This window comes from Arthrobacter pasteuri (assembly GCF_054510955.1).
Map to the genome: position 1 here is coordinate 68,203 of NZ_JBTNDO010000003.1, position 15,387 is coordinate 83,589.

At 70.2% G+C, this 15,387-nt stretch carries 11 protein-coding genes and 1 tRNA gene; 5 read left to right on the forward strand and 7 right to left on the reverse strand.

The window, feature by feature from the left end; all coding sequences use genetic code 11:
- The first annotated feature begins 35 nt into the window (after window positions 1-35).
- Window positions 36-125 (forward strand) — tRNA-Ser (locus tag ACX80H_RS13535).
- Between the two features lie 110 nt (window positions 126-235).
- On the opposite strand, the gene ACX80H_RS13540 is transcribed toward ACX80H_RS13535, so the two are convergent.
- From ACX80H_RS13540 to ACX80H_RS13570, 7 genes are all read right to left on the reverse strand, one after another.
- Window positions 236-1,003 carry a type 1 glutamine amidotransferase domain-containing protein gene (locus tag ACX80H_RS13540; protein WP_459313889.1) on the reverse strand — a complete coding sequence of 256 codons (768 nt, stop codon included), beginning with the start codon at window positions 1,001-1,003 and terminating at the stop codon, window positions 236-238.
- Between the two features lie 231 nt (window positions 1,004-1,234).
- Window positions 1,235-2,155: a phosphodiesterase gene (locus ACX80H_RS13545; protein ID WP_459313890.1), complete on the reverse strand. Its 921-nt coding sequence runs from the start codon at window positions 2,153-2,155 to the stop codon at window positions 1,235-1,237.
- A 5-nt stretch (window positions 2,156-2,160) separates the two neighbouring features.
- On the reverse strand, window positions 2,161-3,297 hold the full coding sequence (locus ACX80H_RS13550) for a glycosyltransferase (protein WP_459313891.1): 1,137 nt from the start codon (window positions 3,295-3,297) through the stop codon (window positions 2,161-2,163).
- Window positions 3,287-4,624 (reverse strand): family 1 glycosylhydrolase, encoded by a 1,338-nt coding sequence (locus ACX80H_RS13555; RefSeq protein WP_459313892.1) that lies wholly within the window; start codon window positions 4,622-4,624, stop codon window positions 3,287-3,289. Before ACX80H_RS13555 ends, ACX80H_RS13550 begins: the two co-directional genes overlap by 11 nt.
- The gene (locus ACX80H_RS13560) at window positions 4,621-4,872 is read right to left on the reverse strand and encodes a hypothetical protein (RefSeq protein WP_459313893.1); all 252 of its coding nucleotides are present in this window, start codon (window positions 4,870-4,872) and stop codon (window positions 4,621-4,623) included. Before ACX80H_RS13560 ends, ACX80H_RS13555 begins: the two co-directional genes overlap by 4 nt.
- Window positions 4,869-6,398: a class I SAM-dependent methyltransferase gene (locus ACX80H_RS13565; RefSeq protein WP_459313894.1), complete on the reverse strand. Its 1,530-nt coding sequence runs from the start codon at window positions 6,396-6,398 to the stop codon at window positions 4,869-4,871. The genes ACX80H_RS13560 and ACX80H_RS13565 overlap by 4 nt, the downstream gene beginning before the upstream one ends.
- On the reverse strand, window positions 6,395-7,858 hold the full coding sequence (locus tag ACX80H_RS13570; protein ID WP_459313895.1) for an SDR family NAD(P)-dependent oxidoreductase: 1,464 nt from the start codon (window positions 7,856-7,858) through the stop codon (window positions 6,395-6,397). The genes ACX80H_RS13565 and ACX80H_RS13570 overlap by 4 nt, the downstream gene beginning before the upstream one ends.
- Before the next feature lie 243 nt (window positions 7,859-8,101).
- On the opposite strand from ACX80H_RS13570, the gene ACX80H_RS13575 reads away from it, so the two are divergent.
- From ACX80H_RS13575 to ACX80H_RS13590, 4 genes are all read left to right on the forward strand, one after another.
- Complete coding sequence (locus tag ACX80H_RS13575; RefSeq protein ID WP_459313896.1) at window positions 8,102-8,557, forward strand: 23S rRNA (pseudouridine(1915)-N(3))-methyltransferase RlmH; 456 nt, start codon at window positions 8,102-8,104, stop codon at window positions 8,555-8,557.
- A gap of 76 nt (window positions 8,558-8,633) precedes the next feature.
- A complete protein-coding gene (locus ACX80H_RS13580; RefSeq protein ID WP_459313897.1) occupies window positions 8,634-9,404 on the forward strand; it encodes a DUF4232 domain-containing protein in 771 nt (256 codons plus the stop codon).
- 152 nt (window positions 9,405-9,556) lie between these two features.
- Entirely contained in the window at window positions 9,557-14,551 is a 4,995-nt protein-coding gene (locus tag ACX80H_RS13585) for an Lhr family helicase (protein ID WP_459313898.1), read from the forward strand.
- Complete coding sequence (locus tag ACX80H_RS13590; RefSeq protein ID WP_459313899.1) at window positions 14,544-15,362, forward strand: DNA-formamidopyrimidine glycosylase family protein; 819 nt, start codon at window positions 14,544-14,546, stop codon at window positions 15,360-15,362. The genes ACX80H_RS13585 and ACX80H_RS13590 overlap by 8 nt, the downstream gene beginning before the upstream one ends.
- The last annotated feature ends 25 nt before the right edge of the window (window positions 15,363-15,387 follow it).

Genomic DNA, 15,387 nt, shown 5'->3' on the forward strand with positions numbered 1-15,387 from the left:
GACTCGGGCGTCCCACCCGGTAAAGTAGCGGCGTTGGTGACGTGTCCGAGCGGCCGAAGGTGCAACACTCGAAATGTTGTTTGGTGTAAAAGCCAACGTGGGTTCAAATCCCACCGTCACCGCCACCTGAAAGACCCCGCTTCCCTGTAGATCCAGGGAAGCGGGGTCTTTTGCTGTGCATAGGGAGGGAACCCGCGGAGCGGACGCCGCGCATCCCCCACGGGTCCACCAGCTGTCAGTCCTCGTCACCCGCCGAAGCAGCCTTGACCGCATCCTTCTCGGCGCGCAGGGCCTCCGCCTCGTGCTGTTCCTCGGCTTTCTCCTGGTGAATGACCACCGCGAAGAGCTTCTCCATCTCCTTGGCCACGCCCGCTGCCGACGCAGGGTTCTGACCGGTTACAAGCCGATCATCGACTACGACTTTCTCCTCGAAGACGTCCGCGAAAACGTGGGTTGCGCCCTGTTCCTCGAGGCGGTCCGCCAGGAAGAAGGGGATGACCTTGTCCTTGCCCGCGGCGACCTCCTCGTCATTGGTGAAGGCGGCCACCGTGCGACCCTCGACGAGGCGGAACCCGTTGTCCAGTTCCACGTTCACCAGCCCGGCGGGCCCGTGGCAGACTGCGCCGACCAGGCCGCCTCCGTTGTGGACGCCGGCCACGAGCTTCTGCAGGCCCTCGCTGTCCGGGAAGTCCCACATGGCGCCGTGCCCGCCCACGAGGTAGACGGCGTCGTACTGGGCGGGATCGACGACGTCGACGCGGGCCGTGTTGTAGAGGCCGGCGCGTGTGGTCTCGTCCTCCGTGAAGGCGACCTGCACGGGGTCGGAGGTGTCCACCTCGTCGCGCGGGGGCTGCCCGCCCTGGATCGACGCGAAGTCGACGAAGTGCCCGGAGTCCTTGAAGACCTTCCAGGGATGTGCGGCCTCGGCCACGTTGTAGCCGGTCTTCTCCCCGGTGTCGCCGATCTCGGAAACGCTGGTCAGAACCATGAGAATCTTCTTCATGGAGTGCTCCTTTCGTGGGCTCCCCACCCTACGCCCGGGCACCGGGCACTCCGGCCGTCGTTCACGGGAACCGCAGTGACGAAGCGAGCCGTCGCAGATGTTCGCCGCGGTTGCAGGCGGCGAGGCTGGGGTGCGGTTCTCCGACGGCTGCGGCGGGGCGCTCGCCGTCCACAGTTTGCGGCTCACCGTCACGGCCGCGCAGCCCCCATGACCTGAGCGGTTCCCGGCTGCTCAACGGCGTGCCGAACTCCCCGGGGCCGCCCCCGCGTCAGCTGCAGCAAGCCGCCGTCGCACCTCCTCCGGCGCCACGTACTCCCCCACCGTCGCGAAGGATCCCAGGGTCGCGAAGGACGTGACGATCGTGTGCGGATAGACGTGCACCAGGTTGAAGCCCTGCGCACCATCCATCCCCCGGATGCCGCCCACCGGGACGTTGAGGTCCTGGGTGTAGCAGGTCGACGACGCCACGGAGACGGGGACGCCTGCGAACAGGGCCGAGGACGGGAAGTGGACGTGCCCGGCCAGGATCAGCCGAATGTCCCTGCCCGCCACGATCTCGGCCAGCCGGTCCTGGCGTCGCAGTTCCGTCAGCACCGCGAGGTCCTGCACCATGGGGATCGGTGGGTGGTGCAGGGCCAGGATGCTGCCCTCGGGCGCGGGCCGGGACAGCTCGGCGTCCAACCAGGCGAGCTGCGCGTCGTCGAGCTCTCCGTGATGGTACCCGGGCACGGAGGTGTCGAGCGTGATGACCCGCAGACCGCCGAGCTGGTAGCTGCGGTACAGCGGCGCCTCCTCCGGCGGCTCCCCGAGCAGTTCCCTGCGCAGGGCCGGGCGCCTGTCATGGTTGCCCATGAGCCAGATCACCGGCGCGCCAAGTTGTTCGGCGAAGGGCTCGACGACGCCCCGCAATGCCGCGTACGCGTCCGGTTCCCCGTAATTCGCAAGATCGCCCGTGAAGATCAGGGCGTCCGGCCGGACCCCGGACTTCCCGACCTCTGCCAGGAGCTGGACGAGCCGTTCACGGCCGTCCACCCCGCCGTAGAGCAGCCCGTCGGCCACGAAGTGGGTGTCGCTGAAGTGGAGGAGGAGGTGGTCGGCGGGAGGATGCTCCCGGGAATGGGGTGCATCCTCCCGCCTGCTGGGAGATGGCATGGGCGCTAGGCGGTTGCCTCGGCCGTGGCGCGCTCCGGCGTCGACCGCTCCTGATCGAAGATCAGCTTGTCCATCAGCTCCGCGATCCTGGTCCAGTCGTGCCGTCGGAGCAGTCTGCGCAACTCGGGCGACGGCAATTCACCGGCGCGACCCCGCAGGGCCTCGCAGGCGGCGGCGAAGCCCTCGGCGTCGTCCTGCAGGTCGACGACGCCGGGGAAGTCCGCGACGACGTCGGCCACGCGCGTGGAGACCACCGGCAACCGGGACGCCAGGTACTCGAGCGTCTTGGTGGGGCTGATGGATTTCGTGGCCTCGTTGAGGGCGAAGGGCATCAGGGCGACGTCGAACTGCGCCATGTGGCCCGGGAGGTCCTCGTACGCCTGCTGGCCGAGGTAGGTGATGTTCGGTGCCTGCGGCAGGTCCGACTCCTCGATCTTGCAGATGGGGCCGACCATGCGGATCTCCCAGTCGGGCAGGCGCTCCGCGAGACCGGCGACCAGGTCGAGGTCGAGACGCTCGTCCAGCACGCCCACGTAGCCTGCCACGGGCCTGTTGCGGTCGGGGTCCGCTGCCCGTGCGGCGGCGGCGTAGTGGCCCACGGACACGCCACTGGGGACGAGGTGGGCGTCCTCCCTGCCCTGCTTCACCACGGAGCGGTGGAGGGAGCGGCCGCCGGCGAAGACGACGTCGGCGGCGCGCAGCGCCTGGCGCTGCCGCACGAGGAGCTCGGGCGCCGCGTTCTTGAAGGCGGCGAGATCGTCCATGACGTCGAATACGAGCGTCGTCGGTTCGAGTGCGAGCGCCGCTTCGAGTGCCAGCGGAGTGTAGATCCAGACGACGCGGTCGCCCGAAGGGGGCCCGATGAGCTCGGGCAGCTGCGCGACGTAGTCGGGCATGACCTCGTCGAAGAAGCCGACGTGCCTGCCCTGCTCGGGGATCTCCAGCCAGACCCGCGTAAGTCCGTCCACCTCCGCGGTGCCCAGGCGGTTGTGCGGAACCTCGACGCCCTGCGGCGTGAGGGGTTCCTCCACGAACCAGGTCTTCCGTCCGGGCGCCTTGTTCAGGCGCGACACGAGCTGTTGAGGTCGCTGCCAGACCCAATCCCACCGCAGGTGCGACAAAACTATGAGTTCACTTTGCATCGACGATCCTCAATTCCATTCGGGTAGTTGTACGGGGAAGACTCGAACCGACATCGGTTCCGGGAGGCTGTTGCCAGTCCCAGTGGGCCATCTGGGATCGATAGCCCTGCAGCCAGGTAGCCACGGGTTCAGCGAGCACGTAGGCAGGCAGGTCGCCCGAGCGGGCGCCCCCGGCAGCGAGCGCGTACGACGTCGACATGACCGACGCGCGCCGCTCGAGGTCCTCGTCGAGCCAGTACACGCCCACAGGATCCACGGAACCCTCGCAGCGGAAGAGCAGCGAGTTCCAGTCGGTGGAGTCCACTACGGGGAACCAGCAGATGCCGTCCATCACCACGCCGCGTGCGGAGGCCTCCTCGCACTGCTCGAGCACGTACTTGAGCCAGGTGGCGCGGTCCGAGGTGTGCCCGCGGACGTTGGTCTCGGTGAGCATGCACGGCAGGGAGTACCGCTCCCAGTACTGCTGGATCTGGTCGGCTAACGGCAGCGGGGTGGGCGTGGGTGCCGTTCCGCCCTCCTCCGAGAAGTTCCACTGGCAGTGCGCGTAGTAGTCGAGGCCCAGCACGTCGATGCTGCCGGCGGGCAGGGACAGCAGCCGTTCCCCGCCGACGGGGGCGAGGTCCCGTCCGAGCTGGCTGTCGACGTCGTACCCCCTGCCCAGGAAGGCGTCGATCACCAGGAAGCGGCGGTCGTTCGCCATGTCCGCGTACCGCTGCCCCGACCCGTCGGAGCCCGTGTGGAACTCGCACGTGTCCACCCAGACGTGGCGGGCGCCCGGCAGCAGCTCCCGGTACAAGCGGCTCGCTTCGGCGACGGCGGGCATCACGTTAACGATGAGGTCCACGAATCCCTGCAGCCCGGAGTGGTACGGGGGCCAGATGGCCTCGTGCCCGGACAGGAACAGCGTGGAAAACGGCTCATTGAAGAGCGTGTACTCCTCCACCCAGGGATAGCGGCGGGCGAAGGCCTCCGCGTACCGCAGGTAGGCGGGACCGAAGCGGGTGTCGGCGAAGCCGTCGGTGAGCCAGGCCGGGTAGCTCGTGTGGTGGACGAGGTCGACGATGGGCCGGAAGCCGTGCTCCCGCAGGTGGCCCATTACCTCGTCGGTGGAGGACCAGTCGTAGCTGCCCTCGGTCTCCTCGATGCGGTGCCACCGGATGGGGTAACGCAGCCTCGTGATGCCCGACCTCGCGAGCAGGTCCAGATCCTCGCGCCAGCGGACATCGTGTTCCGTGGTCTCGAAGATGTCGCGGTCGTGCGCGGGCATGAAGGTGCTCTCGAAGCCGCCGATGATCTCCAGCGGGGGCCGCTCCTCGTAGGCGGTCATGATGTTCCCTCCCGTCCGGGGCGCCGTGCGCCCAATTCCTCGTAGACGACGTCGAGCAGCTCGGCCGCCCTGAGATTGAGCCGGCGTGACTCGTCCAGGTCCGCGTCGAGGCGGACGAGGTCCGCGTCCAGGCGGACGACCTGCGCTCGCAACTGCTCCACCTCGTTCCGGAGCGCCAGGAAGGGCTCCGCGACACCGCTCCATCGTGCGAACCGCTTGCCGACCTTCCATACCGTGGTCTGCGTCATGTCATCTCCCTCCTCACGAGCACGCGTCGGCCTGTCGCCGCGCCTGCTCCGTCGTCCTGCTCCTCGGCACTCAGCGAGTACCTGCGCAGCTGGTCCTGGAATCTCGTCCAGTCGACGGGCCGGTACTCGGACCAGCTCGCCGATCCTTCCGTCTCGGCCACCCCCACCTCGATAAACGCACGGCTGCCGGGCACCGCCAGGAGGTGCTTGATGAGCAGCAATGTGGTGTCCCAGCCGAGCGGGCTGAGCGCGTTGAACAGGTGGTTGGCGTGGACGTGGACCGTCCCGCCGAGTTCCGCGCACCGCTTCCGCAGGTGCAGCGCGGAGCGGGCCATGGTCAGGTTGGCGCGTTCGAACAGGACGGCGCCGTCGTGCCCGAAATTCTCCTGCGCCCAGACGAGCGCCGGCCGGCTGAAGTCGGCGGCGAGGACGCGGTGTCCGCGGTCCGCAAGGTATCTCGCGTCCGCGCCGAGCCCGCAGCCGAGGTCCAGCACGGTCGACGACGGCGGCAGCTGCTCCGCGGTCGTGACGGCGAGGCGCGACGGCGTCGTGGCGGGACCGGCCTCGATCTCGGCGCGGTGGTGGTCCTCCCAGTTCTCGCGGTCGACGTCGAAGTGGTTGAGCCACCAGTAGTACCGGCGGAACGCGGCCGGCGGGGTGACGAACGTGAAGGTGGGGTCGGGCACCTCCCAGGACGGCCCGTAGATCGCCGCGAGGAGCTGTGCGGGCTCCGCCGGACCGGGCAGCAGCCGCCCGTTCACGGGAAGCGGCGTGATCGGGTGGATCGTGATCCTCTCCGCGCGTTCGCGTGCGTGGAAGGTCCCGTAGAACCAGCCGTTGCACTCGAAGTAGGTGAAGATGTCGAGGTAGAAGCGGTCGGTCACCGTTCCGCCCGGGAACATGAGCTGGAGGTGGCCGTTGGAATGCCGCACCACCTCGTACCCCTGGTCGACGAGTACCCTCTCGATCCGGAAGCTCTCGAGCATCACGTCGGACGGATTGGTGGAAGCGCTGAGGTACGCGAGGTCGGCGTCGTCGTCGTGCGCCATGATGCGGCCGTTGCGGACGGGCCCGAGCAACGTGCCCCCGGTGACGAACAGCTCGACGCCGACCGTCCGGCGCAGCACCTGGATGAGGTGCTCGGCCTCGTCCAGGACGTGCTCGACGAGCGCGGCATCGCGGCCCTCGAAGGACCGTGCGATCCGGCCCCACTTGTTGACCACCAGGGGGATGCCCGTGCCGGGTTCGCTCAGGTCGAAGTCGGAGGCGTCGTCCTCGAACACGACCGTCGACGCGGCGATCTCACGGCCGGCATGCTCGACCGCGAGCCGCGCACTGCCCGTGAAGCGCTCGGAGAGAGCCGGCGGCCAGGGGACGCTGAGCACGCCGTCGTCGTCCGGGCGGGGCGCCCGGACCGTCCAGATGCGGCGTCCGCCGAGCAGCACGGACAGCGCGTCACCGGAGGGAATCCGCGCACCGGTGATCACCAGCCGATCGGTGTCGGCTGTCAGGGCGGGGGCGGTCACCGGACACTTTCAAGCTGTGTCGGTAGCGGATCGACCTGCGGCAGGCGGACATCGAACACCTGCCCCGTGATGTCGGAGGCGAGGACCTGGGCGCTGACGCGCGCGACGTCGGCGGCCTGCACGAGGGTGGTCTCGTCCTCGTGGCCGAACGCCTTCTCGCGCATCGGCGTGGCCGTGCGGCTGGGACTGATGCAGTTGACGCGGATGGAGTCGCCGCTCCATTCGTCTGCCAGTGCCTGCGTCAGGTTGACCAGCGCAGCCTTCGTCGCCGAGTACACCGTGTACTTGGCACGGCCGCGGGTGTAGGAGCTGGAGGAGAAGAGCAGCAGCGATCCGGAGGACTCGGCGAGGTAGGAGTGGGCTTCCTGCGCGACGACGAACGCAGCCATGAGGTTGACGCCTACGTCGTGCTGGAGCTGCTCGTCGGAGAGGTCCACGAGGTCGCCGATCGTCAGGACGCCTGCGGTGAGCACCACGTGGTCGATGCGTCCGTACTGCGCCGCGGCGCCCGCGAGCGCGCGCGAGACGGAGGCGCGGTCCTCCACGAAGGTGCCGCTGCCGGTCCTGCTGTGGGAGACCACGTGCGCGCCCTCGTCCTGGAGCTGCCGTCCGAGTTCGCCGCCGATGCCTGAGCTGCCGCCGAACACGACGACGACGGCGTCGCGCAGGGACGCGGCGGGGAACGGCACCGGATCGACGTGCTGGTGCTTGAGCTGGAACAGCTTGTCGGCCAGGTGGATGTCGATCGGATGCGTGATCTTGATGTTCGCCTCGTGGCCCGGAACCACGATGATCGGGACGTCCGGGCAGTACTTCAGGACGACGGAGCAGTCGTCCGTGGCGGCGAAGTCCGCATCGGTGCGGGCGTGCCCGTAGGCCTCCATGAGGGTGTCCCACCGGAACGCCTGCGGAGTCTGGCCGCGGCGGAGGGAGGCGCGCGGCGGTACCGCGCGGATGATGTCGTGCTCGTCCACCTCGATGATGGTGTCCGCGGAGGGGATGCCGGTATCGACGGCGTCGTAGGTGTCGAGTGCGTCGACGCAGGCGCGGATGATGCTCGGATCGACCAGCGGGCGCACGGCGTCGTGGAAGACAACCTTGGCGCCGGGGGTCGCGATCTCCCGCAGGGCCAGATAGGAGGTCTCGTTGCGGTCGCGGCCGCCGGGGAGCAGGCCGGTGAGCTTCGGGAAGCGCTCACGCGTCACCAGCTTCTCGGCGCGGTCCATGGATCCGGGGTCCATCATGACGATGATCTCGTCGATGAACGAGCACTGCTGGAAGATGTCCACGGTGTGCTCGAGGCTGGTCCGGCCGGCGACGGGCACCAGCTGCTTGGGGATCTCCAGCCCCATGCGCGTGCCGACGCCGCCCGCGAGGACCACGCCGACCGTTCGTCGTCGGGAGCGTGCCTCGTTGCCCGCTGTATTTACTGCGCCCATTCCGCCGGTGATGGTCGACATTGCCGCCCCCTTCGTCCCATTCGTGGTTCTCCCAGAATTCAGCCAGCGTACTGACGGGGGAGGTGGTTGGACAGGTTAAGTTCGGGGGGCGAAGTACTTGTGCAAGCGCTTGTTCTTTGCCAAGTGTTCGGCGGCCGTTCACTCTTCCCGGCCTGTGTCCGTCGCTTTCCAAGGGCTTCTCGCCCGCTTCCAGGGGCTTTTCACCGCGTTTTCGGCGGGTTTCCCACCCGATAACCTGAGGACATGGCAATCCGGGTGCTCGCAGTGGGCCGCAAGCACGAGAGCTGGGTATCCGAGGGGATCGAGCGCTACGCGAAGCGGCTGAAGAAGCCCTTCGACCTGTCCTGGCAGCTGATCGCCCATTCGGCACGGGAGCACGACGCCGCCCGCAGGGAGGAGTCCGAACGGCTCCTCGCCCGGCTCGGCAGCGACTTCGTGGTGCTGCTCGACGAGCGCGGCAAGGCCATCGATTCCCCGACGCTGTCCCGCACCCTGCTGCGACCGCTCGAAGCATCCCGCAGCGTCACGGTGATCATCGGCGGCGCCTACGGCGTGGACGAGGAGGTGCACAAGCGGGCGGACTTCGTCTGGTCCCTGTCACCGCTGGTGTTCCCTCACCAGCTCGTGCGCCTCATCCTCGCCGAACAGGTGTACCGGGCCCAGGAGATAGCCGGTGGCCGCTCGTACCACCACGAGTGAAGCCCCGCCGATAACGATCGTGGTACGCCGCGGTCCGCCTGCCGGACGCGGAGAGCGCCGGCCATAGGGTGAGGCCATGACTAGTCTGCTGAGGAGCAAACCTTGGATCACGGCCGTTGCGGCCACTGGAGCCGTCATCGCGCTGAGTAGCTGCGCGGTGTCCGGGCCGGCCGGCTCTGCCTCGTCGTCCGCGGCGACCCAGGCGTCGAGCGAGGCGTCGAGCCAGGGGCCGACGGCGGTGCCGAGCGCTACCGCGGCATCGGATCGGGCGCCTGCCTCGTCGTCCGCGTCCGCGTCTGCGTCCGAGCCGGCGGGTGCGTCCGACTCTGCGTCCGAGCCGGCGGGTGCTTCAGCGAGCGCGTCCGCGTCGGAGGGCGCGGTGCCGTCGCCCTCCCCCAGCGTGTCCGACTCTGCCCCTGCGGCTGCCGGACCCTGCTCCGCGGCGCAGCTGACCGGCGCGGTGGAGGACCAGCCAGGTGGCGGTACAGCGGGCAGCGTCTACCGGACGCTCGTGCTGACCAACGCCTCCGACCAGGAGTGCGTGGTCGACGGCTACCCCGGGGTGTCCTTCGTCGATGCGTCCGGCACCCGGATCGGTGCCGCCGCGGACCGCGACGGCTCGGCGACAACCCCGGTGACGCTCGCTCCTGGAGGGTCCGTCACGACGACCCTCCGGCAGACCAACGCCCAGAACTACGGCGCCGGCTGCGGTATCACGCCGGCCACCGGACTCCGGATCTACCCTCCCGGCGCCACGGACTCGCTCGTCCTGCCGCAGGAGATCCCGGCCTGCTCGGCGGCGTCGATCGTCCTCATGACCGTGGGGGCGCTGCAGCCCGCCTCCTAGCCCCACCGGCCCCCGCGGGGCCGCCTGCTCCTCTGCCTGCTCCCGGTGCACCTCCGCATGCCTCCGCCATCCGCGTCCCTGGAAGCATGCCCGTGCACCTCCCGGTTCCGGGACGCGGACCAAGTGTCGGTGGGCTGGGGCATGATGAGGGAGTGACGCAGGTGCTGACGAGGTTCACCCCCGCAACCTCTGAATGGTTCGCGGGGGCCTTCTCCGAGCCCACCCCTGCCCAGGAAGGCGCCTGGAGGGCCATCTCCGCGGGCTCGAACGCGCTCGTCGTCGCGCCCACCGGATCCGGCAAGACGCTCGCAGCCTTCCTCTGGGCCCTGGACCGGCTGATCGCCTCGGGTGAGGGCGGCAACGACCCGGACGGCCCGGAGCCCGCGGCGCCGGCGAAGGGGCGCAAGGCGGCTGCGCCGAAGCGCAGCACCCGCGTGCTGTACATCTCCCCCCTGAAGGCGCTGGGCGTCGACGTCGAGCGGAACCTCCGGGCTCCGCTGATCGGCATCACCCAGACCGCGAAGCGCCTCGGCCTCCCGGCGCCGAGCATCACCGTGGGAGTGCGGTCCGGGGACACCCCGCAAGCCGAGCGCCGTGCCATGCTCACGCGACCGCCGGACATCCTCATCACGACCCCCGAGTCGCTGTTCCTCATGCTCACCTCCAAGGCACGCGAGACGCTCCTGGAGGTGGACACCGTCATCATCGACGAGGTCCACGCCGTCGCCGGCACCAAGCGCGGGGCACACCTCGCCGTGTCACTGGCGCGCCTCGATGCACTGCTCGAGAAGCCCGTGCAGCGCATCGGCCTCTCCGCGACGGTCGAGCCGAAGGAGACGGTGGCCCGGTTCCTCTCGGGCAACGCCCCGGTCGAGATCGTGGCCCCGCCCTCCAGGAAGCAGTGGGACCTCACCGTCACCGTGCCGGTGGAGGACATGACGGAACTCGGCGGGGCGGCCGCCAACACCGACGACGGCGACGCCGTCCCCCAGGCGAGCATCTGGCCGCACGTCGAGGAGAAGATCGTCGACCTCATCGAGCAGAACAGATCGACGATCGTGTTCGCCAACTCCCGGCGGCTCGCGGAACGCCTGACGGCCCGACTGAACGAGATCCACGCCGAACGGCTCGAACGCGAGGCCGTGTGGGCCGCAGGCGGCGAACCGGCCGCTGTCGAGCCTGCCGAGGCCGCGCCGTCGTTCGCCTACACCACGGCGACGCCCGCGCAGATGATGGCGCAGGCGGGGCAGACCACCGGTGCGGAGCCGCTCCTCGCCCGGGCCCACCACGGTTCCGTCTCGAAGGACCAGCGCGCCCTCATCGAGGACGACCTCAAGTCGGGGCGCCTGCGCTGCGTCGTCGCCACGAGCTCGCTGGAACTCGGGATCGACATGGGTGCCGTGGACCTCGTCGTGCAGGTCGAGTCACCGCACTCCGTGGCCAGCGGCCTGCAGCGCGTCGGCCGAGCCGGGCACCAGGTGGGCGAGGTGTCGCAGGGCGTCCTCTTCCCCAAGCACCGCGGGGACCTCGTCAACACCACCGTCACGGTCGAGCGCATGCTCGCGGGGCAGATCGAACCCCTGTACATCCCCACCAATCCGCTCGACATCCTGGCGCAGCAGACCGTCGCGGCCGCGGCGCTCGGCACCATCGACGTCGAGGAATGGTTCGACGTCGTCCGTACGTCCGCGCCGTTCGCCACCCTGCCGCGCTCCGCCTTCGACGCGACCCTCGACCTCCTCGCGGGCCGCTACCCGTCGGACGAGTTCGCCGAGCTGCGGCCGCGCATCATCTGGGACCGCGTCGAGGGCACCATCACGGGCCGGCCCGGCGCCCAGCGGCTGGCGGTCACCTCCGGCGGCACCATCCCCGACCGCGGCCTCTTCGGGGTGTTCCTCGTCGGATCCGAGGGCGAGGGACCCCGCGCGGGCGGCCGCCGCGTCGGTGAACTGGACGAGGAGATGGTGTACGAATCCCGCGTGGGGGACGTCTTCGCGCTCGGGGCCACGAGCTGGCGCATCGAGGAGATCACGCACGACCGCGTGCTGGTCTCCCCCGCGTTCGGGCAGCCGGGCAAGCTCCCGTTCTGGAAGGGCGACTCCCTCGGCCGGCCCGTCGAACTCGGCAGGGCCCTCGGCGCCTTCGTCCGCGAGATGTCCGGGGCCACGCCGGAGAAGGCCCAGGAACGCTGCGCGAGGATCGGACTCGACGCCTGGGCCTCCGGCAACCTGATCACCTACCTGACGGAGCAGCGCGAGGCCACGGAAGTGGTTCCGAGCGACCGGACGCTCGTCGTCGAGCGTTTCCACGACGAGCTCGGCGACTGGCGCGTGGTCCTGCACAGCCCGTTCGGCATGCCGGTGCACGCACCCTGGGCGCTCGCCGTCGGGGCGCGGCTCGAGCAGCGCTACGGGATGGACGGCTCGGCGATGGCGTCCGACGACGGCATCGTGCTCCGGGTGCCGCTCATGGACGACGAACCCCCCGGCGCCGATCTCTTCCTCTTCGAGGCGGAGGAGCTCGACGGCATCGTCACCGCCGAGGTCGGCGGATCCGCACTCTTCGCCTCCCGGTTCCGCGAATGCGCGGCGCGGGCCCTGCTGCTCCCCCGCCAGAACCCGAGCAAGCGGACGCCGCTCTGGCAGCAGCGCCAGCGCTCGGCGCAGCTGCTCGACGTCGCCAAGAAGTACCCCACGTTCCCGATCGTCCTCGAGACGGTGCGCGAATGCCTGCAGGACGTCTACGACCTCCCCGCACTGAAGGACATCGCGGCATCGCTCGAGCGCCGGGAGCTGCGCATCGTCGAGGTCACCACCCAGCAGCCCTCCCCGTTCGCCCGGTCCATGCTGTTCGGCTACGTCGCGTCGTTCCTCTACGAGGGCGATTCCCCGCTGGCCGAGCGCAGGGCCGCCGCCCTCTCACTGGACCCGACCCTCCTCAACGAGCTGCTCGGCCGTGCGGAGCTGCGGGAACTGCTGGACGCGCAGGTCATCGCCGATACCGAGCTGGAGCTGCAGCGCCTGAAGCCGGACCGCCTGGCGCGTGGGCTCGAGGGCGTCGCCGACCTGCTGCGGCTGCTCGGACCGCTGACGATCGACGAGATCTCCCGGCGGCTCGAGGCCCCTGCCGAGATGCGGGGTGGGGTCGCGGCGGTGTCCTCCCAGGCTGCTCCGTCCACGGCGTCCGCCCCGGAGGACGACCCCGAGTCGCTGCCCGACGGTTCACCCTCCGATGATTCTCCTTCCAGCGATTCTCCTTCCGTCGGCGCCGCTGGTCCTGCCCCCGGGCGCGCGTCCGCCGACGTCGTCGGGGAGCATGTCGCCGCGCTGGTCCGGGCCAACCGCGCCCTGACGGTGCACATCGCGGGCGTGGAGCGCGTCTCCGCCGTCGAGGACGCGGCCCGGCTGCGCGATGCGCTGGGCGTCCCGCTGCCCATGGGCATCCCCCTGGCGTTCATCGAACCCGTGGCCGATCCCCTCGGGGACCTCGTGGGACGGTACGCCCGCACGCACGGGCCGTTCACGGCGGCGGAAGCGGCCACGCACCTGGGCCTCGGGGTCGCCGTCGTCGCGGGTTCACTGCAGCGCCTGGCAGGCGCCGGGCGTGTCATCGAGGGCGAGTTCCGGCCTGCGGAATCGGTCCCCGTGCTCGACATCTCCGCGGCGTCCGGAGCGGCTCCGGGCACCATCACCGTGCACGCTCCCGCCTCCAGCGAATGGTGCGACGTCGAGGTGCTCCGCCGGTTGCGCCGTCGCTCCCTCGCCGCACTGCGGCAGGAGGTCGAACCCGTCGACCCCACGGCCTACGGCCGGTTCCTGCCGGTCTGGCAGCACATCGGCTCGGGGCTTCGCGGCCTCGACGGGGTGATCACCGTCATCGACCAGCTGTCCGGTGTGCCGATCCCCGCCTCCGCGTGGGAGCCGCTGATCCTCGCGCAGCGCGTGGCCAACTATGCCCCGGCCATGCTCGACGAGCTGACGGCGACGGGCGAGGTCGTCTGGTCCGGCGCGGGATCGCTGGCGGGCAACGACGGCTGGATCGCGCTGCACCTGGCCGAGAACGCCCCGCTGACGTTGCGGCCCGACCCCGCGTTCGAGCCGTCCTCGCTGCACACGGCGCTGCTCGACCTGCTCGCCGGGGGCGGCGGCTACTTCCTGCGCCAGCTGACCAACCTGCTCGACGTCCAGGAGGCGTCCTCGGACACCGCGGTCGTGACCGCCCTCTGGGACCTGGTGTGGGCGGGCCGGATCAGCAATGACACGTTCACGCCCGTGCGCTCGCTCCTCGCCAACGGCAAGACCGCGCACAAGCAGCGGCCCGTACCGGCACGCGCACGCACCTCGCGTGCAGGACGGCTGGGCCGCGCGCCGGGCAAGTCGCTCACCGGAGCATCGATGCGGCTGGGCGCTGCCGGGGACGACGCCGGGAGCGGGGGCTACCAGCGCGCGACGCCTCCCCTGGCCGCGGGCCGCTGGAACATGCTGCCCGCGGTGGAAGCCGAGACGACGCTGCACGCCCACGCCACCGCGGAACTGCTGCTCGACCGCTACGGCGTGGTCACCCGCGGCGCCGTCGGCAACGAGGGCATCCCCGGCGGCTTCGGCCTCATGTACAAGGTGCTGGCCCGGCTCGAGGAGATGGGCCGGTGCCGCCGCGGCTACTTCATCGAGCACCTCGGCGCGGCGCAGTTCGCCGTGCCCGCGACGGTCGACCGCCTGCGCTCCTTCAGCGCGGACAACCAGCTGCCCACCGCTCAGGACGTCCTCGGTGGTGAAACCCCGCCCCTGAAGGCCGTGGCACTGGCGGCGACGGACCCGGCGAACCCCTACGGCGCGGCGCTCAGCTGGCCGCAGGCCGAGGGCGGACACCGCGCCGGGCGGAAGGCGGGGGCCCTCGTAGTGCTCGTCGACGGGGCACTCGCCCTGTACGTGGAGCGCGGCGGGAAGACCCTCCTGACGTTCACGGAGGATGCCGACGTCCTGCGCGCCGCGGCGCTCGCCCTCGTCACGGTCATCCGCCGGGGGGCGGCGGACAAGATGGCGTTGGAGAAGGTCAACGGCGGCGAGATCCTGGACACCGACATCGGACGCGCCCTCGCGGACGCCGGTTTCTACACGACGCCGAGGGGGCTGAGGATCCGTGCCTGAGGGAGACACCGTCTGGCGTGCAGCCCGCGAACTGCACAGCGCCCTCGCCGGGAAGGTCCTCACGCGCTGCGACATCCGCGTACCGCGTTTCGCGACCGTGGACTTCACCGGCGACACCGTCCAGGAGACCGTCGCCCGCGGCAAGCACCTGCTCATCCGGGGCGGGGGCGACGACGGCTGGGACATCCACTCCCACCTGAAGATGGAAGGGCTCTGGCACGTCTACGCGCACGGGGAGAAATGGCGCAGACCCGCGTTCAAGGCCCGCTGCATCCTCGAGACGGACGACGCCGTCGTCGTGGGGTTCGAACTCGGGTTCCTGCGCGTGATCCCACGCGCCGAGGAAGAGGACGCCGTGGGGTACCTGGGGCCGGACCTCCTCGGGCCCGACTGGGACCCGGACGAGGCGCTGCGCCGGTTGCTCGAGCAGCCGGACCGGCCCATCGGCCTGGCCCTGCTGGACCAGCGGAACCTCGCCGGGATCGGCAACGTGTACCGGTGCGAACTGTGCTTCCTCGCGGGCGTCCACCCGCTCACCCCGGTCGGCAGGGTGCCCAACCTCCCGCGCATGGTCGAACTGTCGAAGAAGCTCCTCGAAGCGAACAAGGCGCGCAGCACGCGGGCCACCACGGGCCGGCTGCGCGGCGACACCCTGTGGGTCTACGGCCGCTCCCGGCGGGGTTGCCTGCGCTGCGGTACGCCGGTGGCGCTCGAGCAGCTCGGGGACAAGGACACCGAGCTCCGGGAGCTGTACTACTGCCCGCACTGCCAGCCCCGATTGGAAGCCCCGGCAGGAGCGGCACTACCCTGACTGAGTGGACGGAACAGGACCGGTG

Bases quoted from the DNA above. Each gene is read 5' to 3' on its own strand.
- ACX80H_RS13570 (WP_459313895.1), bottom strand. From the start codon at position 7,858: ATGTCGACCATCACCGGCGGAATGGGCGCAGTAAATACAGCGGGCAAC.
- ACX80H_RS13540 (WP_459313889.1), bottom strand. From the start codon at position 1,003: ATGAAGAAGATTCTCATGGTTCTGACCAGCGTTTCCGAGATCGGCGAC.
- ACX80H_RS13560 (WP_459313893.1), bottom strand. From the start codon at position 4,872: ATGACGCAGACCACGGTATGGAAGGTCGGCAAGCGGTTCGCACGATGG.
- ACX80H_RS13555 (WP_459313892.1), bottom strand. From the start codon at position 4,624: ATGACCGCCTACGAGGAGCGGCCCCCGCTGGAGATCATCGGCGGCTTC.
- ACX80H_RS13580 (WP_459313897.1), top strand. From the start codon at position 8,634: ATGACTAGTCTGCTGAGGAGCAAACCTTGGATCACGGCCGTTGCGGCC.
- ACX80H_RS13550 (WP_459313891.1), bottom strand. From the start codon at position 3,297: ATGCAAAGTGAACTCATAGTTTTGTCGCACCTGCGGTGGGATTGGGTC.
- ACX80H_RS13575 (WP_459313896.1), top strand. From the start codon at position 8,102: ATGGCAATCCGGGTGCTCGCAGTGGGCCGCAAGCACGAGAGCTGGGTA.
- ACX80H_RS13545 (WP_459313890.1), bottom strand. From the start codon at position 2,155: ATGCCATCTCCCAGCAGGCGGGAGGATGCACCCCATTCCCGGGAGCAT.